The 26263-nt window shown below is 35.6% G+C and carries 26 protein-coding genes; 12 read left to right on the forward strand and 14 right to left on the reverse strand.

The genetic code is table 11. The features are described from left to right. Positions 1 to 123: 123 nt before the first annotated feature. From JMA43_RS00400 to hpt, 5 genes are all read right to left on the reverse strand, one after another. The gene (locus JMA43_RS00400) at positions 124 to 624 is read right to left on the reverse strand and encodes a GNAT family N-acetyltransferase (RefSeq protein ID WP_342153809.1); all 501 of its coding nucleotides are present in this window, start codon (positions 622 to 624) and stop codon (positions 124 to 126) included. Between the two features lie 71 nt (positions 625 to 695). Further along, complete coding sequence (gene obgE / locus JMA43_RS00405; RefSeq protein ID WP_342153811.1) at positions 696 to 1709, reverse strand: GTPase ObgE; 1014 nt, start codon at positions 1707 to 1709, stop codon at positions 696 to 698. 73 nt (positions 1710 to 1782) lie between these two features. Beyond that, positions 1783 to 2145, reverse strand: a complete 363-nt coding sequence (locus JMA43_RS00410) for a four helix bundle protein (RefSeq protein WP_342155091.1) — start codon at positions 2143 to 2145, stop codon at positions 1783 to 1785. A 72-nt stretch (positions 2146 to 2217) separates the two neighbouring features. Then, positions 2218 to 2790: an adenylate kinase gene (locus JMA43_RS00415; RefSeq protein WP_342153814.1), complete on the reverse strand. Its 573-nt coding sequence runs from the start codon at positions 2788 to 2790 to the stop codon at positions 2218 to 2220. Positions 2791 to 2793: 3 nt separating this feature from the next. After that, positions 2794 to 3324, reverse strand: a complete 531-nt coding sequence (gene hpt, locus JMA43_RS00420; protein WP_342153815.1) for a hypoxanthine phosphoribosyltransferase — start codon at positions 3322 to 3324, stop codon at positions 2794 to 2796. A 315-nt stretch (positions 3325 to 3639) separates the two neighbouring features. On the opposite strand from hpt, the gene JMA43_RS00425 reads away from it, so the two are divergent. The 5 genes from JMA43_RS00425 to JMA43_RS00445 all read left to right on the forward strand — a co-directional run bounded on the left by JMA43_RS00425 (position 3640) and on the right by JMA43_RS00445 (position 9168). Beyond that, a complete protein-coding gene (locus tag JMA43_RS00425; RefSeq protein ID WP_342153817.1) occupies positions 3640 to 4800 on the forward strand; it encodes a 5-(carboxyamino)imidazole ribonucleotide synthase in 1161 nt (386 codons plus the stop codon). Between the two features lie 130 nt (positions 4801 to 4930). Beyond that, positions 4931 to 5416, forward strand: a complete 486-nt coding sequence (gene purE / locus JMA43_RS00430; RefSeq protein WP_342153819.1) for a 5-(carboxyamino)imidazole ribonucleotide mutase — start codon at positions 4931 to 4933, stop codon at positions 5414 to 5416. Between the two features lie 144 nt (positions 5417 to 5560). Next, a complete protein-coding gene (locus JMA43_RS00435; RefSeq protein ID WP_342153821.1) occupies positions 5561 to 7600 on the forward strand; it encodes a M3 family metallopeptidase in 2040 nt (679 codons plus the stop codon). A 4-nt stretch (positions 7601 to 7604) separates the two neighbouring features. Further along, a complete protein-coding gene (locus JMA43_RS00440; protein WP_342153823.1) occupies positions 7605 to 8552 on the forward strand; it encodes a GSCFA domain-containing protein in 948 nt (315 codons plus the stop codon). 1 nt (position 8553) lies between these two features. Further along, entirely contained in the window at positions 8554 to 9168 is a 615-nt protein-coding gene (locus tag JMA43_RS00445) for a DUF4230 domain-containing protein (RefSeq protein ID WP_342153825.1), read from the forward strand. Between the two features lie 6 nt (positions 9169 to 9174). On the opposite strand, the gene JMA43_RS00450 is transcribed toward JMA43_RS00445, so the two are convergent. The 5 genes from JMA43_RS00450 to JMA43_RS00470 all read right to left on the reverse strand — a co-directional run bounded on the left by JMA43_RS00450 (position 9175) and on the right by JMA43_RS00470 (position 15575). Continuing rightward, positions 9175 to 10851 (reverse strand): XAC2610-related protein, encoded by a 1677-nt coding sequence (locus JMA43_RS00450; RefSeq protein WP_342153827.1) that lies wholly within the window; start codon positions 10849 to 10851, stop codon positions 9175 to 9177. A 17-nt stretch (positions 10852 to 10868) separates the two neighbouring features. Next, a complete protein-coding gene (locus JMA43_RS00455; RefSeq protein WP_342153829.1) occupies positions 10869 to 12626 on the reverse strand; it encodes an aromatic amino acid hydroxylase in 1758 nt (585 codons plus the stop codon). A gap of 146 nt (positions 12627 to 12772) precedes the next feature. Beyond that, entirely contained in the window at positions 12773 to 13327 is a 555-nt protein-coding gene (locus tag JMA43_RS00460; protein ID WP_342153831.1) for a DUF4136 domain-containing protein, read from the reverse strand. A gap of 59 nt (positions 13328 to 13386) precedes the next feature. After that, the gene (locus JMA43_RS00465) at positions 13387 to 15417 is read right to left on the reverse strand and encodes a urocanate hydratase (protein ID WP_342153833.1); all 2031 of its coding nucleotides are present in this window, start codon (positions 15415 to 15417) and stop codon (positions 13387 to 13389) included. A 5-nt stretch (positions 15418 to 15422) separates the two neighbouring features. Beyond that, positions 15423 to 15575: a DUF5522 domain-containing protein gene (locus JMA43_RS00470; protein ID WP_342153835.1), complete on the reverse strand. Its 153-nt coding sequence runs from the start codon at positions 15573 to 15575 to the stop codon at positions 15423 to 15425. Between the two features lie 146 nt (positions 15576 to 15721). Here JMA43_RS00470 and JMA43_RS00475 point away from each other — a divergent pair, with 146 nt between their 5' ends. From JMA43_RS00475 to hemL, 5 genes are all read left to right on the forward strand, one after another. Next, on the forward strand, positions 15722 to 16057 hold the full coding sequence (locus tag JMA43_RS00475) for a hypothetical protein (protein WP_342153837.1): 336 nt from the start codon (positions 15722 to 15724) through the stop codon (positions 16055 to 16057). Between the two features lie 78 nt (positions 16058 to 16135). Further along, complete coding sequence (locus tag JMA43_RS00480; protein ID WP_342153839.1) at positions 16136 to 16588, forward strand: hypothetical protein; 453 nt, start codon at positions 16136 to 16138, stop codon at positions 16586 to 16588. Between the two features lie 457 nt (positions 16589 to 17045). Next, positions 17046 to 17945, forward strand: a complete 900-nt coding sequence (locus JMA43_RS00485; protein WP_342153841.1) for a 1-aminocyclopropane-1-carboxylate deaminase/D-cysteine desulfhydrase — start codon at positions 17046 to 17048, stop codon at positions 17943 to 17945. Continuing rightward, positions 17939 to 18757 (forward strand): glucosaminidase domain-containing protein, encoded by an 819-nt coding sequence (locus tag JMA43_RS00490; RefSeq protein WP_342153844.1) that lies wholly within the window; start codon positions 17939 to 17941, stop codon positions 18755 to 18757. Before JMA43_RS00485 ends, JMA43_RS00490 begins: the two co-directional genes overlap by 7 nt. Positions 18758 to 18767: 10 nt before the next feature. Further along, positions 18768 to 20051 carry a glutamate-1-semialdehyde 2,1-aminomutase gene (gene hemL / locus JMA43_RS00495; RefSeq protein ID WP_342153846.1) on the forward strand — a complete coding sequence of 428 codons (1284 nt, stop codon included), beginning with the start codon at positions 18768 to 18770 and terminating at the stop codon, positions 20049 to 20051. A 78-nt stretch (positions 20052 to 20129) separates the two neighbouring features. On the opposite strand, the gene JMA43_RS00500 is transcribed toward hemL, so the two are convergent. The 4 genes from JMA43_RS00500 to alaS all read right to left on the reverse strand — a co-directional run bounded on the left by JMA43_RS00500 (position 20130) and on the right by alaS (position 24836). After that, positions 20130 to 20684, reverse strand: coding sequence for a hypothetical protein (locus JMA43_RS00500; protein ID WP_342153848.1), 555 nt, complete (start codon positions 20682 to 20684; stop codon positions 20130 to 20132). Positions 20685 to 20786: 102 nt separating this feature from the next. Next, positions 20787 to 21416: a hypothetical protein gene (locus tag JMA43_RS00505; RefSeq protein ID WP_342153850.1), complete on the reverse strand. Its 630-nt coding sequence runs from the start codon at positions 21414 to 21416 to the stop codon at positions 20787 to 20789. Positions 21417 to 21509: 93 nt separating this feature from the next. Next, positions 21510 to 21989, reverse strand: coding sequence for a hypothetical protein (locus tag JMA43_RS00510; protein ID WP_342153852.1), 480 nt, complete (start codon positions 21987 to 21989; stop codon positions 21510 to 21512). 231 nt (positions 21990 to 22220) lie between these two features. Beyond that, positions 22221 to 24836, reverse strand: coding sequence for an alanine--tRNA ligase (gene alaS / locus JMA43_RS00515; protein ID WP_342155092.1), 2616 nt, complete (start codon positions 24834 to 24836; stop codon positions 22221 to 22223). A 116-nt stretch (positions 24837 to 24952) separates the two neighbouring features. Here alaS and JMA43_RS00520 point away from each other — a divergent pair, with 116 nt between their 5' ends. After that, positions 24953 to 25930, forward strand: a complete 978-nt coding sequence (locus tag JMA43_RS00520) for a M23 family metallopeptidase (protein WP_342153854.1) — start codon at positions 24953 to 24955, stop codon at positions 25928 to 25930. Next, the gene (locus JMA43_RS00525) at positions 25930 to 26259 is read left to right on the forward strand and encodes a MerR family transcriptional regulator (RefSeq protein WP_342153856.1); all 330 of its coding nucleotides are present in this window, start codon (positions 25930 to 25932) and stop codon (positions 26257 to 26259) included. Before JMA43_RS00520 ends, JMA43_RS00525 begins: the two co-directional genes overlap by 1 nt. Positions 26260 to 26263: the final 4 nt, after the last annotated feature.

A 26263-nucleotide genomic window follows, 5' to 3' on the forward strand; every position in this document is an offset into this window, starting at 1 on the left:
AACTCGCTACGCTCAAACAGCTTTTTATCTATCACCCCACGCTGCTTCCTTGATTTTTAAAACTTTTTTAAGCAGGTCGAAATAAAACATTATTAGTCTTAAACAAAACTTAAGGCGGTGCACCTACACTTCTTTTTGATAAAGATTGTAGTTCGACAAAGACAATTGTTTTACACCTACTTTTTCAAAACCCATCTTTTCGTAATAACTACAAAGTTTTGGGTTTTTAGCATCTGCATCCAACCTTAAATAAACACTTCCGGCAGACTTTGCGTTTTTTGCAATTTCGTGTAAAATTTCAGTTCCAACTCCCTTCCCATTGTATTTTTCTTTCACCACCAAAGAGTGTACATACGTAGCTTTTTCTTGCTGAACACCCCAATAAAGTAAATCTTCAGTTAAAATCCGAACCATGCCAATTGTTTCTCCGCTTTGTTCTGTCACGAAAAAAAACTCGCCATTTTGGATACCATCTGCTACCCATGTGATTTTCTCCTCTGGCGGATTTTTCCAATACTGCCAATGGTCAACATTCATTTTCCCGATTTTCTCAGCAGTTTCTTTAAATAGTTGTAAAACCTGGGGTAGATTTTCTTTTTCTATTTTTTTAAACTGAAATTTCATCAATCTCTATTTTCATATTCTGAAAAAACTAAATATTTTTTTCTGCTGAAGTGTACAAAAATGACAAGAAACTATGCTGTTTCATCTTTATTCATCATCTCCCACAACCTATCTTTTAATTGCTGAATTCCTTGTTGCGCCACGGAAGAAATAAACATGTATTTTGTGTCTTTAAAGCTTTTATCTAGTTCTTCTTTTAACTCTTCTTTCAATTCTTCATCCAACATATCCGACTTAGAAATGGCTACCAAACGCTCTTTATCGAGTAACTCCGGATTGTATTTTTTCAGTTCATTTAAAAGAATTTCGTATTCCTTATAGATATCTTTTGCATCAGCAGGAATTAAAAACAACAGCGTAGAGTTACGTTCAATGTGACGTAAAAAGTAATAACCAAGTCCTTTCCCTTCAGAAGCTCCTTCGATAATCCCAGGGATATCGGCCATTACAAACGTACGATAGTCGCGATATTGAACAATTCCTAAGTTTGGTTTTAGTGTTGTAAACTCGTAATCGGCAATTTTTGGTTTTGCAGAGGTAATTACCGAAAGTAATGTTGATTTTCCTGCATTTGGAAACCCAACCAAACCTACATCGGCAAGTAATTTAAGCTCTAATAAAACCTCTTTTTCTTCGCCAGGAAGACCAGGTTGTGCATAACGAGGCGTTTGATTGGTAGCCGATTTGAAATGATTATTTCCTAAACCACCTTTTCCTCCTTTTGCTATGATTTTTTCTTCGCCATCTTCAGTAATCTCAAACAAGATTTCGTTGGTTTCCGCATCTTTTACCTGCGTTCCTAACGGCACTTCAATAAAAACATCGCTACCGTCGGCTCCTGTACTGGTTTGTTTACTCCCGTGTTCTCCATGACCGGCTTGGAAACTCCTTTTAAATTTAAAGTGAAACAAGGTCCATAAGTTTTTGTTTCCTTTAATAATTATGTGTCCGCCTCGACCTCCATCACCACCATCGGGACCTCCATAAGCTACATATTTTTCTCTGCGTAAATGCGCCGACCCTTGTCCGCCTTTACCAGATACCACTTTTATCTTTACATAATCTGTAAAATTTCCTTCTGTCATTTTAAATATGTTTTATTCTTATTGTTGAATCGTTGAGCTGTTGAAATGTTAAATTGGTTAATCGTTTATTCGGTTAATTGTTTAATTGAGATTTTCGAAGCGCATTAACTTTATTAGAAACCTTCATTATTTGATTTCTAATTTCTAAATACTGCTTTTCAACTATAAAGTTTAACCTAAAAGAAATGATTAATTGATTCAATAGCTCCATACACGAGCTAAAAGCAATATTTGAAAAGTGAGCTTTATCTTTTTTTGAATTTCTTGAAGTTCCTTCCGCTAAATTTGAAGATATTGATATAGAGCATCGCTTCATTTGACTTACCAACCCGAACTTCTCACTATCTGGAAATCCTTCTGTTAATTTATAAATTAATTCAACTAAATCTACAGCGTCATTCCACACTTCAAGCTTTTCGAAAGAATGTTTATACATCACTATTACTTATTTTTAAAAAGCAGATAAGTAAACAGTTCTTCGTATAAACAATTCAACGATTTAACAGTTTTACAAAGTAGCTATAACTTTACTTAAACGCTCTGTAATTTCTTCGATAGAACCAATTCCGTTTACACTATGAAACTTTCCTTGTTCTTGGTAAAACTCGATTAAAGGAGCTGTTTTTTCAGCGTATTCTTCAAATCGGTTTCTAATTTTATTTTCGTCTTGGTCATCGCTTCTTCCGCTTACTTTTCCGCGCTCTAACAAACGTTGAATTAGCACTTCATCATCAGCTTCTAAAGCAATCGTAGCATCAATCTTCATGTTTTTATCGGTCATCAAGTTATCCAAAGCTTTTGCTTGCGCATTTGTTCTTGGAAAACCGTCAAAAATAAATCCGTTTGCATCAGGATTTTTCTCAACTTCGTCGCGTAACATGTTAATAGTTACCTCGTCTGGAACCAATTCTCCTTTATCGATATAAGATTTTGCTAGTGTACCTAATTCAGTACCGTTTTTAATATTAAACCTAAAAACGTCGCCGGTAGATATGTGCTTTAAATTGTATTTCTCTTTTAAAAAATTAGCTTGTGTACCTTTACCTGCTCCTGGTTTCCCGAACAGTACTAAATTAATCATATGTTATTCTTTTATTTTATATACTTCTGGTAAATTTCTTCCTAACTCGTCGTAATCAAGCCCATATCCCACAATAAATTCATCTGGAATTTCCAATCCTACATAATCAATATTATACTCGCCACTATACATTTCGGGTTTGTAAAACATGGATGCAATTTTAAACCTTTTTACGTTTATCTGAGAAAACATATTCACCAACTCCTTTACAGTGTTTCCGGTGTCTATAACGTCTTCTAAAATCACAACACTTCTGTTTTCTACGGTGTCTGGAACATCCAAAAGTGTTTTTACAATTCCGGTAGAAGACATTCCGCGATACGAACTTAATTTTACAAACGTAATTTCGCAATCTTGGTCGTAATGCTTCATAAAATCTGATGCAAACATAAAAGCACCATTAAGCACGCACACAAAAATGGGTGTTTCGTCTTTAAAATCGGCTTTTACCTTTTCGACCATTTTTTTAATGGCTACATCAATTTCTTCCGCAGAAATAAAAGGCTCAAAATATTTATCGTGAAGCTTAATCAATTTTCTAAAAATTATAAAGTTGCAAAGATATCATTTAGATTTTTGTTTTCCCTTTAAATTTAATTGTTTTCGTTAATATTTACAGATTTTTCACAAAAAAATATAGCTTTCGCGCCCTAACAAACAAATAGTTACCAAAACGCTGGCTTTACTTTTGTTGCTTCTTTCAGATTCTTTATTATCTAGATACCGTTTAATTCATTCTATTTCTCGCTTAAATAAACTTCGCCATCGTCTAAATTATGTAGATTTCATATTTAGCTATACTTTTGCAAAATCAAGTTTAGAAACATTCAGTTAAAACACAATTTCAAGATGAACTACTTTTCTTCTGATTTTAAATTAGGTATTTTAGGAGGCGGACAACTCGGTAAAATGATGCTGTACGAAACTCGAAAGTTTGACATTCAAACCCTTGTACTCGACCCAAGCAATGAAGCTCCATGCAAAATAGCTTGCAATGAGTTTTTCCAAGGAGATTTAATGGATTATGATACCGTTTATAACTTCGGAAAAAAAGTAGATGTACTTACTTTTGAAATTGAGAATGTTAATGTTGAGGCTTTGGAACAGCTTGAAAAAGAAGGAAAAACTGTATTTCCTTCAGCTAAAACATTAAAAACAATCAACAACAAAGCAACACAGAAGTTGTTCTATGTTGACAACAATATTCCTACGGCCGAGTTTACACGTTTTGCCTACCCTGAAGAAATGCTTAATGCCGTTAAAAACGAAGCCCTTACTTTTCCTTTTGTTTGGAAAAGTGCGCGTTTTGGGTACGACGGTCAAGGGGTAAAGGTGGTGCGTACTTATTCCGATTTGGAAGGGTTACCAGAAGGAGAATGTATTGCGGAGAAAATGATTCCTTTTAAAAACGAATTGGCGGTAATTGTAGCGCGCGACACCAAAGGAAACGTAAAAACATACCCTGTTGTTGAAATGGAGTTTCACCCAGAAGCCAACCAAGTTGAGTATGTAATTTGCCCTGCGCGAATCGACAAAAAAGTAGCTGAAAAAGCACAGTTGGTTGCCCTAAAAGTATCGCAAGCTTACCAACACGTTGGGTTATTGGCTGTTGAAATGTTCCAAACAGAAAACGACGAAATTTTAGTAAACGAAGTAGCGCCACGCCCTCACAATAGTGGTCATTACAGTATCGAAGCTAGTTACACCAATCAATTCGAACAACAAGTACGTGCTATTTTAGGACTTCCGCTAGGAAATACCGAAAGCAAAGTAGCTGGTATTATGGTGAATTTGGTTGGTGATGAAGATTACACAGGACCCGTAGTGTATAAAAACATTGAAAACATTATGGCGATGGAAGGCGTAACTCCACACATTTACGGAAAGCGCGAAACACGTCCGTTTCGAAAAATGGGACACGTAACCATTGTTAATGAAGACATTGCAAAAGCAAGAGAAATTGCCGAGCAGGTTAAGAAAAGTATTAAGGTTATTGCTGAAGAAAAATAACCAACGCTTAAAACCCCCAAGGTTTTTTAAACCTTGGGGGTTTTTAAATGGAAAAAAGATTCCTACAACTAATTATAGACTTTCTTTTTGCTTCTTTGTACCTTTACACTTTTAAAAACGAATACAAAAAATGGCAAAAGTAGCAGTTATCATGGGGAGCACTAGCGACCTCCCAGTAATGCAAGACGCAATCGATGTTTTAAAAGAATTAGGAGTTGAAACCACTGTAGACATCGTATCGGCACACCGTACTCCAGAAAAAATGTACGACTTTGGAAAAAACGCACACACCAACGGAATTTCTGTAATAATTGCAGGTGCAGGTGGAGCGGCGCATTTACCAGGTATGGTTGCTTCTTTATCGCCACTTCCAGTTATTGGGGTGCCCGTAAAAAGTAGTAATTCTATCGATGGTTGGGATTCTGTACTTTCCATTCTTCAAATGCCAGGCGGTGTTCCTGTTGCAACGGTAGCTTTAAATGGCGCAAAAAATGCAGGAATTCTTGCAGCGCAAATTATCGGCGCATCAGACAAAGCTGTGCAAAACAATATTATTTCTTACAAAGAATCTTTAAAAGAAAAGGTTATCAAAGGTGCTGAAAGCGTAAAGCAATAATCCTTTAAAACCAATATCTTATTGCAACGCAGTAAGAATACATCAATTAAAAAGCGTTTAAAATGTTAATCATTCTTTAAGCGCTTTCTCTTTTTTGGCGAAAGTTTTTTACTTTGTAAAACAATTCGAATAAATTAAAACAATATGGCAAATTTGCTTAATCATACTTTTACAACGCCTTTTCAAACGGCTCCCTTTTCAGCAATAAAAAATGAAGATTTCCTTCCTGCAATTCAAGAGGAAATAAATAAAACTAAAGCTGAAATCGATGCGATTACTTCAAATACTGATGCTGCTACTTTTGAAAATACAATTGAAGCGCTAGAATTTTCAGGCGCACAATTAGACAGAATTACCTCTATTTTTTTCAATTTAAATAGTGCCGAAACCAATGAAGAAATTCAGAAGTTAGCACAGCAAATTTCGCCTTTGCTTTCAGAATTCGGAAACGACATTCGTTTAAATGAAGCTTTGTTTAAGCGTGTTAAAACCGTTTGGGAAGCAAAAGACACACTTTCGCTCACTAAAGAACAAAAAATGCTTTTGGATAAAACCTATAAAGGTTTTGCTAGAAATGGAGCAAATCTCCCAGAAGATAAAAAGGCAATTTTAAGAGGTATCGACAAGCAATTATCGCAGTTGAGCTTGAAATTTGGCGAAAATGTTTTAGCCGAAACCAATGCTTTTGAACTACATATTACAAATATCGAAGAACTAAAAGGACTTCCAGAAAGTACTTTAGAAGCCGCTGCCGATGAAGCTAAATCTCGCGAAAAGGAAGGTTGGATTTTCACGCTAAACTACCCAAGTTATTTACCTTTAATGACGTATGCTGAAAACAGAGACCTGCGCAAAAAAATGTCGCTTGCCTTTGGAAGCAAAGCTTTTCAAGGAAACGACCACGATAACCGAGAAAATGTAAAACAAATTGTACGCTTACGCCAGCAACGTGCCGAACTCTTAGGTTATAAAACGCATGCACATTTTGTACTCGAAGAGCGCATGGCTAAAACTCCAGAAACTGTAAATTCGTTTTTAGCTGAATTACTTGAAAAAGCAAAACCTGCAGCAGAACAAGAGTTTAAGCAGCTTAGTAATTTTGCTAAAGAAGAAGATGATATCGAGCAACTTCAAAAATGGGATGGTTCGTTTTATACTGAAAAACTAAAGCAAAAACTTTTTGATTTAGATGACGAAAAACTTAAACCATACTTCAAATTAGAAAATGTAATTAATGGGGTTTTCACCATTGCTGAAAAATTATACGGTTTAAAATTTGAAGAAACTACCGAAATAGACAAGTATCATTCAGATGTAAAAACCTACAAAGTAGTTGACGAGAACAATAATTTTATCGCGGTTTTTTATGCTGATTTCCATCCGCGAAAAGGAAAAAGAAATGGCGCTTGGATGACGAGTTACAAATCGCAATACAAAAAAGACGGCGAAAATTCGCGTCCGCATATTTCTATTGTTTGTAATTTCACTAAGCCTACGAGCTCAAAACCATCGTTATTAACTTTTAACGAAGTTACTACTTTGTTTCACGAATTCGGACATGCACTACACGGAATGCTTGCCAATACCACTTACCCAAGTTTAAGCGGAACGAGTGTTTATTGGGATTTTGTAGAGCTTCCGAGTCAGGTTTTAGAAAATTGGTGCTACGAGAAAGAAGCACTCGAGATTTTTGCAAAACACTACCAAACAGGAGAAGTCATCCCAATGGAATATGTCGAAAAAATAAAAGAGTCGGCTACCTTTATGGAAGGAATGCAAACCTTACGCCAGCTAAGTTTTGGAATGCTCGATATGAGTTGGCACGGAATAAATCCAACGCATATTGAAGATGTAAAAAATCATGAAAGTAAAGTTTTTGATGCTACACGGCTTTACCCTGAAACTCCAGAAACTTGTATGAGTGTTGCGTTTTCTCATATTTTCCAAGGAGGTTATTCCGCAGGATACTACAGTTATAAATGGGCAGAAGTACTCGATGCCGATGCTTTTGAATTTTTCAAAGAAAAAGGAATTTTCAGCAAAGAAGTAGCGCAAAAATTTAAAGACAACGTACTTTCTCAAGGGGGTACCGAAAACCCAATGGAATTGTACAAACGCTTTAGAGGGAAAGAACCTCAACCAGAAGCTTTATTGAGACGCGCAGGATTGATTGAAAAAAAGTAACCAGATGAAACTACAAACACAAGTCCCGTTAACGACAGCAAACAATCAAATAGATTATACATCTAAAGTGTTGTTAATGGGCTCTTGTTTTGTGGAAAACATAGGCGAGAAACTTAATTTTTATAAGCTTCAAACACTTGTAAATCCGTTTGGAATTTTATTTCATCCGAAAGCTTTAGAAAATAACATTGAGCGAATTGTCACACAAAAAGAGTTTACCGAAAACGATATTTTCTTCCTCAATGAACGCTGGCATAGTTTCGAAGTTCATTCAGCATTAAGCAATCCAAACAAAGAAGCTTTTCTAAACAATCTCAACAGTGCGCTCGAAGCTACTTTAAAATCCATTCAAAGTGCCACTCATATCGTTTTTACACTAGGAACCGCTTGGGGTTATAAACATTTAGAAACTCAAAAATTGGTTGCGAATTGCCATAAAGTACCACAAACCAAATTCTCGAAACAGTTGCTTTCGGTTTCCGAAACTGAAACATCTTTAGCAAATATCACTGCTCTTATCGAGCAACTAAATCCGAAGGCAGAAATTATTTTTACGGTTTCTCCAGTTCGCCATTTAAAAGATGGATTTACGGAAAACCAACACAGTAAAGCGCATTTAATCTCGGCTGTTCAAAGCACCATTACTAAAAGTTCGAAGTTTAATTATTTCCCTGCATACGAGATTATGATGGACGAATTACGCGATTATCGTTTTTACGCTGAAGACATGATTCACCCAAACAAAACTGCTATTTCGTATATCTGGGAGAAGTTTCAGCAGATTTGGATTTCTTCTAAAGCTGAAACTACTATGAAAGATGTTGAAAAAATTCAAAACGGACTTCAGCATCGACCATTTAATACTGAAAGTGATGAGTTTAAAAAGTTTCAAGAAAAACTTCAACAGAAAATTATGTATCTTTCAGAAAAACATCCACATATAACTTTTTAAGATGCGAAAAGTACTTTTCGGGATTATCATTACTTTGCTCATTTTATGGGCATATCAAGTTTATAAAAGATACGACGACCGTGCGCAATTTTTAAAAGAAAACACGGCATTACTTCAGCAAGAAATAAAAAATGTTCGCAAATTAGTAGTTACCGAAGGGCATTTTTCTCAGGTGTTTAATTACCAACAGTCAGAAAAGATTTTTGCCAATTTACTTACTACGGAAAAAAAAGCTTTGGTTATCGCAAATGCAGATGTAACGATAGCTTACGACCTCAGTAAAGTAACTTTTAAAGTTGATGAGGCTAACAAAACCTTATACATTACTGATATTCCAGAACCCGAAGTGAAGATTTTTCCAGATTTAAAATATTACGATGTTTCTGGAGATTATTTAAATCCGTTTAACGCCAACGACTTTAACAAGATAAAAGACCAAGTAAATATTGCGATAAAGAAAAAAATAAAAGAATCTAAGCTTGAAGAAAACGCCGAAAACCGACTTATCACAGAGCTTTCTCGATTTTATATTCTTACCAATACTATGGGTTGGAAATTGGTGTATAACCAAAAAACTATTGAACAAGCTAAAGAAATTCAGCTTTTAAAAGACTAATAAAAGCTACTGTGTTCGCTCCTTCACCCAATTCAAAAACTCATTTTTAAAATCTTTAGCATTCCAATTTTTAGACTTGGCAATATCGTTTTGCTTTTCAACAACGGCATTCCCTTGACTTTTTTGATAATGAATTTTAATCTTCCCTCCTGTTTGAGTGCTCCAATAAGTTTCTTTGTACAGCACTTTACCATCGTCTCCTATTTTTACAATTCGGGCGCTATAGTTGTTATTCCCAATTTTTGAAGTGTAAATAGCCGATTTATTGTCCTTGTCAATCAGAATATACGGCGCCATAGATGGCCCTGTAAAAGTGTTATTTTTAATAAAAGTTTGCTTCTCTGGGCGATATAAATACACCGCGTAAGTAGCATTTTGGTTTAAGTCAAAGCCTTCAGGGAAACTAAAATCAGTATATCCATCAAAATTGATATCAAAATCGGATACTTTATAATTTTGCTCCGACAAAGTTTCTATTTTAATTGGTTTCTTTATCGGCTGTAAAGGCGCTTCAAAAACAAAACTACTATCCACATTTTTTATCAACTCTTTTTTAGAAACTGAAACTTCTATCGGCATAGGATTGGCAACTGTTTTTCGCGTATATCGCACCGAATAACGCCAACGAAGCTCTTGTTTATTCATTGCAAAAGGCTTGCTATACACGTAAAAAGTAGAATCGATTAACGCTTTGTAAAACTGCGGATACGATTGCTCCGATTGGTATGCGTTGGTGTTGAGAAGCGAAAAATTAAAATTCTTATTGTATCGATAATTCCGAACAACAGAATCGGTTGCGTACGCTACTACATGCGCTGAGTTTTTAGTCTGCTTTTCGGTTACTTCATAACTTTGAAAAATAGAATCGTTGACAAATGCACTGCTGTAGTTGGTAGTAGAAACTCCATCAAAACGCTTTCCGCTTAAAGTAATATTGGTTAAAACGCGCGCAGTATCTCTAATAATGAGTTTCTCCAAAACACTCACACTGTCTACAAAATAGTACGTATTTAAGCCTGCAGCTTCTTGCGAATCCAGTAACGCAACCGACTTATAAACTTTTCCGCCATTTGCCAATGTATCCAAAATAGTGTCGTTAAGAACTAACTTATCTTTCCGAATCGAGAAGAATTTATCTTTATTATCAATAGAATATGTAAATGTTTTCTTCGGAAGTAAATTATAGTAAAAATTGGCTGTTTTTGTCGCTTTTTTAATACTTACTGGCTCTTCATCAAAGTCTACATCAAATGCAGCATAACTGTGCTGTGAAGCATCGTGAGTATATATTTTATACTGATTTTTGGCTACGTTATCGATTCTGAAAACACTCCCTGAAATTTCAGAAGTAATTGTTTTTCCGTCTTTAATAATTGCCGTTTTTTTAAACTCTTGCAACTTTCCTTGACGCTTGGCTTTTCCGTATAAATTCATCACAATAAAAGAAGAATCTACAGGGCGTTTTATGGTAGCTGTGTAAAAAACAGAATCTTTAGTTTGTAGTTGATTGTTCTTTTTACGAAGCATATTTTTAATATGCTGTTCGTCTGTAAGCACCTTTTCTTTTCGTTGTTGTAAACGTAGCGAATCGGCGTCGGTTGTGAGTTTTGTAGTTTGCACATCGTCGTTTTTACACGCAACCTGAGCCAAGATAAACCCTAGAATAAATATATATTTTTTCAATTGTAATTCTCTTATTTTTATTGAACAAAAGCACCGTCAACCAACAAAATTCCGTCATCTATTAAATGACCTACGCGTGGTTTATTTTGCTTCACTGTTTCTAAATGCGCTTTTATTTCTGCTGAAAACTCATCGTCTCCACTCATTCGTGCCAACTCGTATAATTCAACCGAAAGCAACCAATCTTCAGGAAAAAATTCTTGTATTTGCTCAAACACTTTGTGCCTTGAAATTGTTCTGTTTTTGCCCTCTCTAAATTCACGCACTTGTAAGTATAACGCCTCTAACTTTTTGGTAGTATCGGTTTTGGTTTGTTTTATTGTTTTTTCTGAAGGCACATGCGTAATTAAATCGAAACTTTGTATGTCGGCAGGACCACTATAAGCCGAGATAGCCTCTTTCCCAACCGCCATATTGTAAATATCGTTTGACGGCTGAAACAAAACCTCATTCCTATAAGTTACCGTACAATCTTTAAAACTTATCAGAATAATTTTCCCCATTAAGTTTCGAGTTCCTGTAATGATGGTTCCCGAAACTGTAACACCTCCTTCAAACTCCAAATTTACTTGGTGCCCTTCATAAATATTATACGCTTTTAAATCGCGCGGACTCATATCTTCAATCGCAAGATTAATCCCTTTTAATTTCCCAACAGGGCTACCAAAACCTTGTGAATGTTGAATAGTTCCATGACCAACAAGCTCTTTATCTTTATACGAAAGTGCCGTTTTCCCGCTAGTTTGAAAATAAATTGGTTTTCCTTCAGCAGCAATTACTCTATTAAAAACTCCAGAAATTTGTATCCCTGTACTCAACTCTAAAGTCCCTAAAGCTTTCGACTCTATAAGTTTTTCAAGTCCAGACAATCCGCCTTTTCTCAATGCCATGGTATTGGCAAATTCTTCTAAAATCAAACTTAAATGCGCAAAATCGGGGGTTACAAATAGCTGTGGTTGCGGCTTGGTAATATCAAAATCTTGATAAGCAGCATCTAAAGAATACGGTATTTTTTTCACCTCATCGGTCATACACCACTTACTTTCCCCGATAGACGACAATAATCCTGCGCCGTATATTTTAGGGTTTTCAACCGTTCCTATGAGTCCGTATTCTACCGTCCACCAATGTAAATTCCGAATCAATGCCATTTCGCTAGGTTGCCCCATATTTTCTTGCAAGAAAGCTACTTTTTCTTCGGCATCTTTTATTGCTGAAGCTGACGTTCCCTCGGCTTCTTTGATAATAGACAAATGACGAATAGCCTCATACATTTCATAATCTTTAGCACTCGAAATTGCTTTACAACCTATTTCACCAAAACGTCTCAAATACTCAGCATACTCTGGATTTGCAATGATGGGTGCATGTCCAGCACCTTCATGAATAATATCGGGAGCTGGAGTGTATTCTATATTTTCTAGTTGACGAATGTCTGAAGCAATCACCAAAACATTGTACGCTTGAAACTCCATAAAAGCATTTGGTGGAATAAATCCATCCACAGCAACAGCTGCCCAACCAATATTTTTTAAAATACGATTCATTCCGTACATACTCGGAATGTTGTTTATGGAAATCCCTGTTTTTTGTAATCCTTCAGTATACGATTCGTGTGCAACTCTACTCAAATAGTCTACATTTTTTCGCATTACATAACGCCACACCGCCTGATTAATTGATGTGTAATCATCGTAATTTTGCGGCTTAATAAACTGTTTTAGATGCGCTGGTAATCGATCTAAAAGGGGATTACTTTTATAAGCAGTTTCCATATACTTTTCATTTATGTTTTAAAAATACAAAAACCTAGAAAAAAAGCTACCTTAAAAAAAGTAGCTTTTAAAACTTAAGTGAAGATTTTACAAATCAACACATTATTTTATTCATTGTTTAAAACCATATTATAAATGGCAAACGTTTATTTCGCCATTGCAACTTGTGTTGTCATTGGAGGGAATTGGGCTAAAATTTCTTTTACAAACTCAGAAATACGCTCTTCTTTTTTTGCTAAGTTTCCGTTGGTTACAAGGTTTCCTGTACCTTTTCCTTGCCAAACTAATTCTTTTTTACCAGCATCAATCAAATCGATATATAAAGACCCTTCAGTTTCTGTGGTAACAGAGTTATAACCACCTCCCCAATAAGGGTTTCCATACCAACCCCAGCCCCAACCAACGTTGTTGTACACATTTACTCTATCTACTTCTTTGGTAAAAATACTAACCAAAACATCTGGATTTTCCGATAAACGGTAGCCTCTGTTTTGTAATTCGTATTGAATAGCTTTTAAAATTCTTTTCTTATCTAAATCAGAAATCCCTGCTTTATCAATACCTGGTTTGTAAAATGCAAAAGTTTTATACTGACTAAAATCTACTTGACGATCGTAATCGCTTGAGACATTTATTGAAGCACAAGCGCTCATCAATAAAGTTAAGAGCAATATTCCAGCGAATAGTTTAAATGTTTTCATATCGTTTCCTTTTAAAAATTTATAGTATTAGTGTTTGCCGAAGCATTTGGTTTTAAATCTTACAACAGCTCTTCATCTACAAAATTAGGCAACGTAACTTTTAAATTCGGTTCGTTTTGCATGGCACGTTTTATTGCAAAAACGGCTTCTTCATTCCTTGCCCAACTTCTTCTAGCAATTCCGTTATTCACATCCCAAAACAACATGGATTGCAAACGTTTAGCTGCTTCTTCAGTACCATCAAGAACCATACCAAAACCACCATTTATTACTTCGCCCCAACCTACACCACCACCATTGTGTATGCTTACCCACGTTGCTCCTCTAAAACTATCGCCAATTACATTATGAATAGCCATGTCTGCTGTAAAGCTAGAACCGTCGTAAATATTTGAAGTTTCTCTGTACGGAGAATCGGTACCACTAACATCGTGATGGTCGCGCCCTAAGATTACTTCTCCTATTTTATTTTCTGAAATGGCTTTGTTGAAAGCTTTAGCAATTTCAATTCTACCTTCGGCATCGGCATATAAAATTCGTGCTTGCGACCCCACCACCAATTTATTTTCTTGTGCTGCTTTTATCCACTGAATATTGTCGGCTAATTGCTGCTGAATTTCTTTTGGAGCGTTTAATTTGATGCGCTCTAAAACCTCACAAGCTATGGCATCGGTCTTTTTTAAATCTTCTTGATTACCACTTGCGCATACCCATCTGAAAGGTCCAAATCCATAATCAAAACACATTGGCCCCATGATATCTTGCACATAACTCGGATAAGCCCATCCCCCATCCCCTTCCCGAAGGGAAGAGGAGTCTACAAACTCTCCATTCTCATTTTTATATATTTTGGCACCAGCACGAGAAGCTTCCAACAAAAAGGCATTTCCGTAATCGAAAAAGTATGTCCCCTTTTGCGTGTGTTTATTTATTGCTGAAGCTTGTCGGCGTAAACTTTCTTGTACTTTTAGTTTGAAAGTTTCAACATCCGAAGCCATCATTTTTTGAGCGTTTTCAAAACTTACATCCACAGGATAATACCCTCCAGCCCAAGGATTGTGTAACGATGTTTGGTCGGAACCTAAATCGATATGAATTTCTTCTTTATCAAATGCTTCCCATACTTCAACCACATTTCCTTGGTAAGCAATAGAAACGGTTTCTTTATCAGCTTTTGCTTTTTTCACACGAGTTACCAAGGTATCAACATCAGTAATAACTTCATCTACCCAACCTTGAGAATGACGTGTTTCTATAGCTTTCGGATTGACCTCAGCACAAACTGTAATACAACCTGCAATGTTTCCTGCTTTTGGTTGTGCTCCACTCATTCCACCTAAACCAGAAGTTACAAAAACACTTCCCTTTGGGTCTTTTCCAATCTTTCTAAATCCGTTTAAAACAGTAATAGTGGTTCCATGAACAATTCCTTGCGGACCGATGTACATATAACTTCCCGCAGTCATTTGTCCGTATTGCGTAACTCCCAAAGCATTAAACTTTTCCCAGTCGTCTTGCTTAGAATAATTAGGTATCATCATCCCGTTGGTAACCACTACACGCGGTGCATTTTTATGAGATGGAAACAACCCCATTGGATGTCCGCTATACATCACCAATGTTTGTTCGTCGTTCATAGTTGCCAAATATTGCATCGTTAAACGGTATTGCGCCCAGTTTTGAAAAACAGCCCCATTACCACCGTAGGTAATTAATTCATGCGGATGTTGTGCCACTTTTGGGTCGAGATTATTCATAATCATCAGCATAATCGCGGCAGCTTGCTTAGACTTTGCAGGATATGCGTCAATTGGTCGCGCATACATATCGTAATCTGGACGCAAACGATACATATAAATACGTCCGTAGGTTTCTAATTCTTCTTTAAATTCCGGTAATAATTCAGCATGAAACTCTTTATCAAAATATCGCAAAGCATTTTTAAGCGCTAATTTTTTCTCTTCAGCAGTTAAAATGTCTTTGCGTTTTGGTGCATGATTTACACTCGTATCATACGTTTTTTTTGGTGGTAATTTAGTTGGAATTCCTTCTAAAATATCGCTCGAAAATGTATTTTGTGTAGTTATCATTTGTATTATTTTTTGTTCTTTTTAAAACCATATGGGCAATGTTTACAACCATTTTCGCAACAATAACCACGTTTTAAATGGTATTGTTCGGTAAAAACTCGGTATCCTTGTGGAGACAAATAATAATCGCCTTCTTCTGGTTTTAATATCTTCTTCATTTTATAATATACTCAATAAAAGGGTGTTAATTTTACGCTGTTAATAATTTCTGTTTAAAAACTTTTGAAATAAATTTTTACAACAACAAATCCTTCTATCTTTACAAAGATAACAGAAAACTACGGCTCTGCCAGCAAGTGTTTTTATGATTCTAATTTTTAAATACATATTTCCCAAAAGATATATCGGGCTCACATTATGGCCAGTAATTATCTTGAAAGAACAAAATTTAAAACACGATGAAATTTTGATTAATCACGAGCGCATCCACCTTCAGCAGCAATTAGAACTGCTAATTCTCCCTTTTTACATTTTGTATTTTTTTGAATGGATTGTTGGTTTTATTCGTTATAAAAGTTTTCACAAAGCCTATAGAAATATAAGTTTTGAAAGAGAAGCATATCAAAACGAACATCGGTTAGATTACATCGAAAACCGTAGGTTATGGAGTTTTGTTAGGTATATTTTTAACGCTTCTTAACATCAAATTGGCATTTATTTTGCTTGTTTTTTTCTGAATTTTTGTGCTATTAAAACGTTTAATTAATTTCGAAATATCATGAAAAAAACAGTTTTATTTTGTTCGTTATTAATGATGATTTCTTGCACTGCACAAGAAAAAAATAACGAAACTTCTTCAGAAGAAATCTCTAAAAACAAACCCAACGAACGTTGGACAGTAAACAAAGAAGTTGATGAAAATGGTAATGTTATCCGTATGGATTCTACTTATGTATGGTCGTACTCATCAAACGACTCGCACTTTACTGACAAACAAATGGACAGTATCATGCAAGGTTTTCAGAGCAAGTTTTCAGCTAATTTGTTTGATGACTTTATGAGTTTTGACAATGATACTATTTTTCAAATGCCATTTTCTCATGACAGAATCTTTCAAAATGAATTTTTAGACCCTAAAAAACAAATGCAACAAATGATGCGAATGGCAGATTCGCTTCAGCAACTTTATTTTCAAAAATTCAACAACCAAAAAGGAGCTCAAAAACTCTAAAATGCAAAAAAGGCTGTTTGAAAAGTATTTAAAAATTAACATTCATACTTAACCTCAGTTCGATATAAATATCAACATAGATACATTTAAGTATTTGTATTTCAGTTATTTATTAATACTTTCATTTTTGTCTTGACACAAAAACGAAACAAAAAAGTCAAGACTGATTAAAAAAGCATGAGAAATCTACGGAAACAACCGCCACAGATAAAAAGAACTCGCTACGCTCAAACAGCTTTTTATCTAACAGCCCACGCTGCTTCCTTGATTTTCACATGCTTTTTAAATAGGTCAATTTTATCATTTACTCATCATATTAGTTTTTAGCAGAATGAGTAACCGAATTAAACACGGTTTTACAAAAAATTAAATTTTTCAAACAGCTTTTTTTCAAAATTTATCGTTCAGCTTTTCTATAACTGGTTTGTTGTATCTTTGTTTTTAGAACACTATAGCTGTGCACAATCAAGAAGTTATTTTAGAAGAAACTACAAAGGCGAAAGTTCGACTTTTTATCAAAAGAGAAGATCTTATTCATCCGTTTATTTCTGGGAATAAATTCAGAAAATTAAAATACAATCTTGAAGAAGCAAAAAAGCAAAATCAAACTACGCTACTCACTTTTGGAGGTGCTTTTTCAAACCACATTGCTGCAACCGCTTACGCAGGATTTGAACAAGGTTATAAAACTATTGGAATTATTAGAGGCGAAGAAATCGCTTCGAAAATCAATGAAAATCCAACCCTCACTTTTGCGCAAAAACACGGGATGGAATTTAAGTTTGTAAGCCGAGAAGACTACAGAAATAAAGAAGATTCGAACTTTATAAAATCGCTACAAAATACTTTTGGCAATTTTTATTTAGTACCCGAAGGTGGCACCAACAAGCATGCGGTAAAAGGTTGCGAAGAAATTTTAGAAACCTCCGATTTCAATTTCGATTATGTCTGCTCAGCAGTTGGCACAGGCGGCACCATTGCTGGACTTATAAATTGTTCACGACTACGTCAACAAGTTTTGGGCTTTCCGGCCTTAAAAGGTGATTTTTTACAAACAGAAATATGTAAATTTGCCACACAGAGTAACTGGAAACTTATTACAGATTATCATTTTGGTGGTTATGCCAAAATAAATACTGATTTGGTTGAATTTATAAATCATTTCAAAGAAAGAACCGCAATTCCGCTAGACCCAATTTATACTGGGAAAATGCTCTTCGGAATTATTGATCTGATAAAAAAAGGTTATTTTGAAGAAAACACACAAATACTCGCCATTCATACAGGCGGCCTACAAGGAATCGCAGGGATGAATAGCCATTTAAAACAAAAGAATTTACCATTAATACAATGCTAATAAAACGCCTCATTTTTATTTTCCTTATAATTTCGTTAGCTAGCTGCGACAGTAAAAAAAAAGCTGTTGCTACCAAAAAACACCCTAGAAAACACACTACCCACACGCGTACAAAACCTACAGACCGAACTACAGAACCTACTTACAATCATACCGAAACTCTAGAATCTACTTCTAGAACAACTGTTTATACGGCCACTGTTGAAGAATATATCGATGTTTTTAGTCCGATTGCACAACGCCAAATGCGCAATTACGGCATTCCAGCAAGTATTATTTTATCACAAGGAATTTTAGAAAGTGGTGCAGGAAAAGGTGAATTGGTAAGAAAAGCTAATAATCACTTCGGAATAAAATGCCACACAGGATGGACAGGCGAACGGGCGTATCACGACGACGATGAAAGAGGCGAATGTTTTAGAAAATACAAATACCCAGAACTTTCCTATCAAGATCACTCCGAGTTTTTAACAACCCGAAGTAGGTATGCATTTTTGTTTGATTTAGACAAAGACGATTACCGAGGATGGGCAAAAGGACTTCGAAATGCAGGTTATGCAACTGACAGACGATATCCTGAAAAACTCATCAGTTTAATAGAAAAATACGAACTTTACAAATACGACGCTGCCGTTCTGGGTACCAACCCTGCACGTGTAAAACAAGTAGCTGAACAAACTTATCGGGTTTCAAAAGGAGATACACTTTACTCTATTTCCAAACGCTACAATGTATCTGTCGATGCTATCAAAAGAAAAAACGGATTAAAAGATAATAATATTCAAATCGGACAAATATTATATCTTAACTAAAACAAAACACATGTTATACAAAAGAAGTAGTGCACTTTTTGCTGAAGCTAAAAAATACATCCCTGGCGGTGTAAATTCTCCTGTAAGAGCATTTAATGCTGTTGGCGGAGATCCAATTTTTGTAAAACAAGCAAAGGGCGCCTATCTATATGATGAGGACGGAAATAAATTAATAGACTACATTGCATCTTGGGGACCTATGATTTTAGGGCATGCCTTTCAACCTGTTGTTAATGCTGTTATCGAAAAAACTGAACTTGGTACTTCCTTCGGAATGCCAACCGAAATAGAAACCGAAATTGCTAAACTTGCAGTTGCTATGGTGCCAAACATCGATAAAATTCGATTTGTAAATAGCGGAACCGAAGCATGTATGAGTGCAGTAAGATTGGCTCGAGGCTATACCGGAAGAGATAAAATCATCAAATTTGCGGGTTGCTACCACGGACATTCAGATTCGTTTTTAATTCAGGCAGGAAGTGGTGCTGTCACCTTCGGAAGTCCAAATAGTCCTGGTGTTACGCAAGGTACTGCCAAAGACACTTTACTCGCCAATTACAACGATTTAGAAAATGTAAAAGCACTTCTTGAAGCTAATAAAAATGAAGTTGCAGCAATTATTATTGAACCTGTTGCCGGAAACATGGGATGCATCATTCCTAACAAAGGCTTTTTAGAAGGTTTACGCAAATTGTGCGATGCCCATAACACTTTACTTATTTTTGATGAAGTAATGACTGGTTTCCGACTTGCCAAAGGTGGTGCGCAAGAACGCTTAAATATAAAAGCCGATATTGTTACCTTCGGAAAGGTTATTGGTGGCGGCTTACCAGTGGGTGCTTTTGCTGCAAAAAATGAAATAATGAACCATTTGGCGCCACTTGGCCCTGTGTACCAAGCCGGAACTTTAAGCGGAAATCCACTTGCTATGGCAGCCGGACTTACCATGCTTCAAGCCTTATCGGAACATGAAGATATTTACAAAAGCTTAGACGATAAAACGGCATACCTACACAAAGGTTTGGAAAAAGTATTTGAAGAAACAGAACTTACCTATTGCATTAACCGCTTAGGATCGATGATTTCTGTCCACTTTACAGACGAAGTATACGATTTTGAAACTTCAGCAAAAGGAAATAACGAATACTTTAAAAAGTTTTTCCACGGAATGTTAAACGAAGGTATTTACCTTCCGCCTAGCGCCTTTGAAAGCTGGTTTTTAAATGACGCATTAACTTATGAAGATTTAGACAAAACCATTGAAGCTGCCGCCAAAGTGGTTAAGAGTTTATAGCATAAAAACCTCTCTTAAAAATGTAAAATTTGAGAGAGGTTTTAAATATTTTTTTGATATTATCATCCATAAGCTTAACTAGTTATTTTCTTCGCCATAGAGCGTTTCTAGGTTTATATTTAACTTCCCGTCGGTAAGGACTACCTTATCGCTAGCATCGTCTTTATTAACCAAAGTTATCTTATCGAACTCCAATACTATACGCTTATTAACCTCTAGCTCCAAAACTTCTATTTCTCCTGATTGCATTGTAGAAATATGGGTAGAACCAGTGACATTGTCTAGATCAACCTCCATAAGATTTTCTGTTTTTTGATAAAAATGCGCTCTACCTTCAGACAACCCTAAAGTATAACTTCCTGTTTTATTAACCTCTACTAAATAAATATATACATCTGCGGATCTATTCCCAAATTCAAAAAACCAAGATCCATCATTATCAGCAAAAGAATAAATCCCTTCTTGTATTACAGGAAATCCTCCGTGATCTTTGGGAATAAAAAGCTTACCATTTATTTTGCATGAAAATGTATTCTCGGCAGTAATAGGGGGAGCTGTATCATCATCGTTGCTACAACTAAATACAATAAAAAAGAACATTAAGAAAATTGGAAGTAGGCTATTTTTTTTCATTATAATAAGATTTTGGTTTATATAAATTAAAGGAATTCTTATAAAGGAATTCTTAACCAAAAAACAAGACTATAAAATAAATTAACAATATAATTACACTATTTAATTCTTCTCACCATAGAGTGTTTCTAGGTTTATATTCAACTTCCCTTCGGTAAGAACTACCTTATCACTAGCGTCGTCTTTATTAACCAAAGTTATCTTATCGAACTCCAATACTATACGCTTATTAACCTCTAGCTCCAAAACTTCTATTTCTCCTGATTCCAGTGTAGAAATATGTTCTATATTGCTGTCCCATGGACTTAAATCTAATTCTATAAGATTTTCATTCTTTTGAAAAAAATCCCCTCGCCCTTCTGAAGTACTCAATGAATAGCTACCAGTCTTTTCAACTTCATGCAAATAGATGTAAACATCCGTAGATCTATTTCCAAAGATGAATCGCCATGAATTATTCTGAGCTAAATTAACACTCGTTCCATCTAATATTACAGGAAATCCTCCGTGATCTTTGGGAATAAAAAGCTTACCATTTATTTTGCATGAAAATGTATTTTCGGCAGTAATAGGGGGAGCTGTATCATCATCGTTGCTACAACTAAATACAATAAAAAAGAACATTAAGAAAATTGGAAGTAGGTTGTTTTTTATCATCATAACAAGGTTTTGGTTTATATAAATTAAAGGAAATTCATGAAAATATTTAGCATTCAAATTGTTAATTCTCATAAATTCTATATTAACTTATAAACACAAAACCCTCAAAATAGAATCTTGAGGGTTTTGTTTATTATAACTCACTGTGGTGAGCAAATCAAACTATTATTTTCTAGCATGCATGCCTTCTTTTCTTCCCATTGGCTTTTTACCACCTTTTTTATGCTGGTTTCTTTTCCACATTTTGTATTGATCTTCATTCAATATCTTTTTCATTTTGGTTTGAACCGCCAATTGCTCGTCTAATCTTTTATTCATCATTGCGTAGCGCTCATCAGAAGTTGGTTTCTCTCCGCTTTCTTTTTTAGCTTTCATTGTTTCCATCTGCGCTTTACGGCTTGTTGCCAATTCCGTATTCAAACTCAAAACATCTTTTTGTTGTGCCTCTGTTAAGTCTAACTCCAAAGCCATTTTTTTAGTCTGTAAAGTAGCTATTTGTGCAGGAGATAAATCGGCAAATTCTTTTCTAAAATCTTCTCTACGCTCTTTTCTATTTTCGTCTCCACGTTTTTCTCTTGGTCCGTCTTGAGCAAATGTTGTTCCTGTAATTATTACTAGTAATAATAAGCTTAGTGTCTTTTTCATCTTTTTATTATTTTAAACTGTTATACCTCTAAGACATTGTTTTAGAAGAAAGGTTTAACTGTTTAGAATATTTTAACAAAAGGGAAAATAAAAAAAGACTGCCTCAAAAGCATTTAATACATCATTCTGAAAACAAATTCAGTTTGACATTAAATTAAACTTTTGAGACAGTCTCTTAATTTTATTGATAACGAGTCGAACTCCTTTATCGCACTCTATTATTTATCAACTTTATGAAATATATCCTTTAGCATTTTCAAGTACCTGCGGAATTCCCTCTGGGTTTCTTCCTCCAGCTGTTGCGAAGAATGGTTGTCCACCTCCACCTCCTTGAATTAGCTTTCCTAATTCTCGAACAATTTGCCCTGCGTTGAGTGCTTTCTCTTTTACAATTTCTTTTGAAATATAACAGGTCAGCATCACTTTTCCGTCAGCTTCCGAAGCAAATAACAAGTACAAGTTTTTAAACTCACTTCCTAATTCGAATGCTAAATCTTTGATACTTCCTTGGTCTAAATCTACTTTTTTAGCCAAGAAATTAACACCATTAATTTCTTCAAGTTCTGCTTTTAGTTCGCCTTTCAATCCTTTAGCTTTGTCTTTTAACAACTGCTCGATTTGTTTTTTCATCGCAGCGTTTTCATCCTGCAAGGCAGTAATCGCTTTTATTGGGTCGGTAGCATTATTTTTCAATACCGCTTTCACCTCATTAAAAGCAGCTGTTTGTTTTGCAAAATATTCTTTGGCAGCATCAAAAGATATTGCTTCAATTCTACGAACTCCAGCAGCTACAGCGCCTTCACTCGTAATAATAAAATGCCAAATATCTCCAGTATTTGCAACATGCGTTCCTCCACAAAGTTCCATACTCTCACCAAACTTAACGGCACGCACCAAATCGCCATACTTTTCGCCAAAAAGAGCCATAGCTCCTTGATCGATTGCTTCTTGATATGGCATATGTCTATTTTCTTGTAAAGGCAATTGCTCGCGAATTCTAGCGTTTACAAAATCTTCAATATGTGTAAGTTCTTCGGAAGTAACTTTTGCAAAATGCGAAAAATCAAAACGCAAATATCCGCTATGGACCATACTTCCTTTTTGCTCTACATGCGTTCCTAAAACACTACGCAACGCCTGATGCAATAAATGTGTTGCGGTATGATTTGCAGCTGTACGGCTACGTTGTTTTTCATCGACCACCGCTCTAAACGGATCGTTTAGATTTTTAGGTAAGTTTTTAGAAAAGTGGATAATTAAGTTGTTCTCTTTTTTGGTGTCGATGATATACACTACATCGCCATTGGCAGACTCCAAGTAACCTTTATCTCCTACTTGTCCTCCTCCTTCAGCATAAAAAGGTGTAATATTAAACACCAACTGATACAACTCGCCATCTTTTTTACTCTCTACTTTTCGGTAACGCGTAATACGAACTTGAGTTTCTAAAGTATCATACCCAACAAATTCTTCAATTGGGTCGTCGATTAACACTTCCCAATCGCCAGTTTCGACTTTGGTAGCGGCTCTCGATCTATTTTTTTGTTTTTCTAATTCTTCTTGAAATCCTTTTTCATCTAACTGATATCCTTTTTCCTGAAGAATAAGCGCAGTTAAATCGATTGGGAAACCATAGGTATCATACAACTCAAAAGCTTTGCTTCCTGCTATTGTTTTACCATTATTGGCTCCAATTATATTGTCGAGCAAGACCAAACCTTGTGCTAAAGTTCTTAAAAACGAGTTTTCCTCTTCGCGAATTACATTGATAATAATATTCTTTTCCTTTTGTAACTCCGGAAAGAACTCATGCATTTGCTTGATAAGTGTATCTACCAATTTGTAGATAAACGGTTCTTTTTGATCTAAAAATGTAAATCCGTAGCGAATTGCACGACGCAAAATTCTTCTAATTACATAACCAGCACCCGTATTACTTGGCAACTGCCCATCGGCAATAGCAAAAGAAACCGCTCGCACGTGGTCGGCAATTACACGAATGGCAATATCAACCTCTTCGGTTTGTGCATATTTAGAATTGGTAATGGTTTCTATCTCTCTAATAAGCGGGGTAAAAACATCGGTGTCGTAATTACTCTTTTTATCTTGAAGCACCATACAAAGACGCTCAAATCCCATTCCCGTATCTACGTGTTGCGCAGGTAATTTTTCGAGAGAACCATCGGCTTTACGGTTAAATTCCATAAATACCAAGTTCCAAATCTCTACAACTTGCGGATGATCTTTATTTACCAATTCAGCTCCAGAAATTTTTGCTTTTTCTTCTGCTGAACGAATATCTACATGAATTTCCGACGACGGTCCGCATGGTCCTTGGTCACCCATTTCCCAAAAATTATCTTTTTTATTTCCGAGGATAATTCGGTCTTCAGGAATAATTTCTTTCCAAAAATCATACGCTTCTTGGTCAATCGGAAGCCCTTCCGAAGATTCACCTTCAAAAACAGTAACGTATAAAATATCTTTGTCTATTTTATAAACTTCTGTAAGCAATTCCCACGCCCACTGTATGGCTTCTTTTTTAAAATAATCGCCAAAACTCCAGTTTCCGAGCATTTCAAACATGGTGTGGTGGTAGGTATCTTTCCCTACTTCTTCCAAATCGTTATGCTTTCCACTTACACGCAAACACTTTTGGGTGTCGGTTGCACGTGGATTTTTAGGTACTTTATTCCCTAAAAAATATTCTTTAAACTGATTCATCCCTGCATTGGTAAACATCAGTGTTGGATCGTCTTTAATTACCATAGGTGCAGAAGAGACAATTTCGTGACCCTTAGCTTCAAAAAACTTCAAAAACTGCTTTCTTATCTCTTTGGAATTCATCATAAAATCTTAACTTTTTCTAAAAATTACACTAACTGAAAAACAATTTATATATTTGCTCGTTACACAATTAGCTCTACAATAATTTACGTAGCAAAAATAGAATATTTAAACTAATGGCGAAGGTAAAATATTATTACGATTCTGAAACTTTATCTTATAGAAGGATTGAGCCTAAAAAAGGTAAGAAGGTTGTAAACATTAGCTTATTTATTTTGGCGGCTTTTCTTTTTGGCGGCATCTGCTTACTTATTTTATTAAACACCAATTTGGTGAACACTCCAAAAGAGCTATCGCAAGCGAGGGAATTAAAAAACTTTGAGTTTCAATTTGAGTTATTGGAAAACAAAATGGCGCAAATGGAAGAAGTGCTTGCCAATATAGAAGATCGCGACAACAATATTTACCGCCTGTATTTTGAAGCGAGTCCGATTCCTAAAGAACAACGAACAGCGGGTTTTGGAGGGATTAACAGGTATAAAAACTTAGAAGGGTTTAACAATTCTGATTTAATTATAGACGCTACCAAAAAGTTAGAAAAACTTCAAAAGCGCATGGTAATTCAGTCGAAATCGCTTGATGAAATTACCGAACTCGCGAAAGAGAAAGAAAAACTTTTGGCGGCTATCCCTGCTATTCAACCTGTAAGCAATGAAGATTTAACACGTATGGCTTCTGGTTATGGATGGCGTTCCGACCCATTTACAAAGGTTCGAAAAATGCACTACGGAATGGACTTTACCGCTCCTAGAGGTACTCCAGTTTATGCTACGGGCGATGGCGTTGTAACCCGTGCCGACAATAAATCTTCGGGATATGGAGAGCATATCCGTATAGACCATGGTTTTGGGTATATGAGCCTTTACGGACATTTAAGTAAATACAAAGTACGCCAAGGGCAAAAAGTAAAAAGAGGCGACCTTATTGGTTTGGTTGGAAGTACTGGGCGCTCGCAAGCACCACACTGCCACTACGAAGTTTGGAAGGACGGAAACCGAATTAACCCGATTAATTTCTACTACGGAAGTTTATCTTCGGAAGAATACGAAGCATTATTACATGCTGCATCACAAGAAAACCAATCGCTTGACTAATGCATATCAATCTTCCAGAAAAACGATATTACAGTATTGGCGAAGTTGCCAAAGCATTTGATGTAAACACCTCTTTGATTCGTTTCTGGGATAAGGAATTTGATATTCTTCAGCCTAAAAAAAACGCAAAAGGCAACCGTAAGTTTACACAAGAAGATTTAAAAAACCTCAGCCTTATTTACCATTTAGTAAAAGAGCGTGGGTTTACACTCGACGGTGCAAAGCTTCATTTAAAAGAACAAAAGCAAAAAGCACTTTCTAATTTTGAGATAATTCGTAAATTAGAAGGGGTAAAAGCCGAATTGATCAAAATTAAAGATCAATTATAAAATT

Origin of the sequence: Joostella sp. CR20 (assembly GCF_038433465.1) — a bacterium.
Classification (GTDB): domain Bacteria; phylum Bacteroidota; class Bacteroidia; order Flavobacteriales; family Flavobacteriaceae; genus Galbibacter.

Excerpts from the sequence above, each read along its gene's own strand:
- JMA43_RS00410 (WP_342155091.1), bottom strand. The coding sequence starts at position 2,145 with ATGTATAAACATTCTTTCGAAAAGCTTGAAGTGTGGAATGACGCTGTA.
- JMA43_RS00475 (WP_342153837.1), top strand. The coding sequence starts at position 15,722 with ATGATTCTAATTTTTAAATACATATTTCCCAAAAGATATATCGGGCTC.
- JMA43_RS00400 (WP_342153809.1), bottom strand. The coding sequence starts at position 624 with ATGAAATTTCAGTTTAAAAAAATAGAAAAAGAAAATCTACCCCAGGTT.
- JMA43_RS00505 (WP_342153850.1), bottom strand. The coding sequence starts at position 21,416 with ATGAGAATTAACAATTTGAATGCTAAATATTTTCATGAATTTCCTTTA.
- JMA43_RS00525 (WP_342153856.1), top strand. The coding sequence starts at position 25,930 with ATGCATATCAATCTTCCAGAAAAACGATATTACAGTATTGGCGAAGTT.
- purE (WP_342153819.1), top strand. The coding sequence starts at position 4,931 with ATGGCAAAAGTAGCAGTTATCATGGGGAGCACTAGCGACCTCCCAGTA.
- JMA43_RS00520 (WP_342153854.1), top strand. The coding sequence starts at position 24,953 with ATGGCGAAGGTAAAATATTATTACGATTCTGAAACTTTATCTTATAGA.
- JMA43_RS00440 (WP_342153823.1), top strand. The coding sequence starts at position 7,605 with ATGAAACTACAAACACAAGTCCCGTTAACGACAGCAAACAATCAAATA.
- JMA43_RS00455 (WP_342153829.1), bottom strand. The coding sequence starts at position 12,626 with ATGGAAACTGCTTATAAAAGTAATCCCCTTTTAGATCGATTACCAGCG.
- JMA43_RS00445 (WP_342153825.1), top strand. The coding sequence starts at position 8,554 with ATGCGAAAAGTACTTTTCGGGATTATCATTACTTTGCTCATTTTATGG.
- JMA43_RS00480 (WP_342153839.1), top strand. The coding sequence starts at position 16,136 with ATGAAAAAAACAGTTTTATTTTGTTCGTTATTAATGATGATTTCTTGC.
- JMA43_RS00510 (WP_342153852.1), bottom strand. The coding sequence starts at position 21,989 with ATGAAAAAGACACTAAGCTTATTATTACTAGTAATAATTACAGGAACA.
- JMA43_RS00465 (WP_342153833.1), bottom strand. The coding sequence starts at position 15,417 with ATGATAACTACACAAAATACATTTTCGAGCGATATTTTAGAAGGAATT.
- alaS (WP_342155092.1), bottom strand. The coding sequence starts at position 24,836 with ATGAATTCCAAAGAGATAAGAAAGCAGTTTTTGAAGTTTTTTGAAGCT.
- JMA43_RS00425 (WP_342153817.1), top strand. The coding sequence starts at position 3,640 with ATGAACTACTTTTCTTCTGATTTTAAATTAGGTATTTTAGGAGGCGGA.
- JMA43_RS00435 (WP_342153821.1), top strand. The coding sequence starts at position 5,561 with ATGGCAAATTTGCTTAATCATACTTTTACAACGCCTTTTCAAACGGCT.
- obgE (WP_342153811.1), bottom strand. The coding sequence starts at position 1,709 with ATGACAGAAGGAAATTTTACAGATTATGTAAAGATAAAAGTGGTATCT.
- JMA43_RS00500 (WP_342153848.1), bottom strand. The coding sequence starts at position 20,684 with ATGAAAAAAAATAGCCTACTTCCAATTTTCTTAATGTTCTTTTTTATT.
- JMA43_RS00470 (WP_342153835.1), bottom strand. The coding sequence starts at position 15,575 with ATGAAGAAGATATTAAAACCAGAAGAAGGCGATTATTATTTGTCTCCA.
- hemL (WP_342153846.1), top strand. The coding sequence starts at position 18,768 with ATGTTATACAAAAGAAGTAGTGCACTTTTTGCTGAAGCTAAAAAATAC.
- JMA43_RS00415 (WP_342153814.1), bottom strand. The coding sequence starts at position 2,790 with ATGATTAATTTAGTACTGTTCGGGAAACCAGGAGCAGGTAAAGGTACA.
- JMA43_RS00490 (WP_342153844.1), top strand. The coding sequence starts at position 17,939 with ATGCTAATAAAACGCCTCATTTTTATTTTCCTTATAATTTCGTTAGCT.
- JMA43_RS00460 (WP_342153831.1), bottom strand. The coding sequence starts at position 13,327 with ATGAAAACATTTAAACTATTCGCTGGAATATTGCTCTTAACTTTATTG.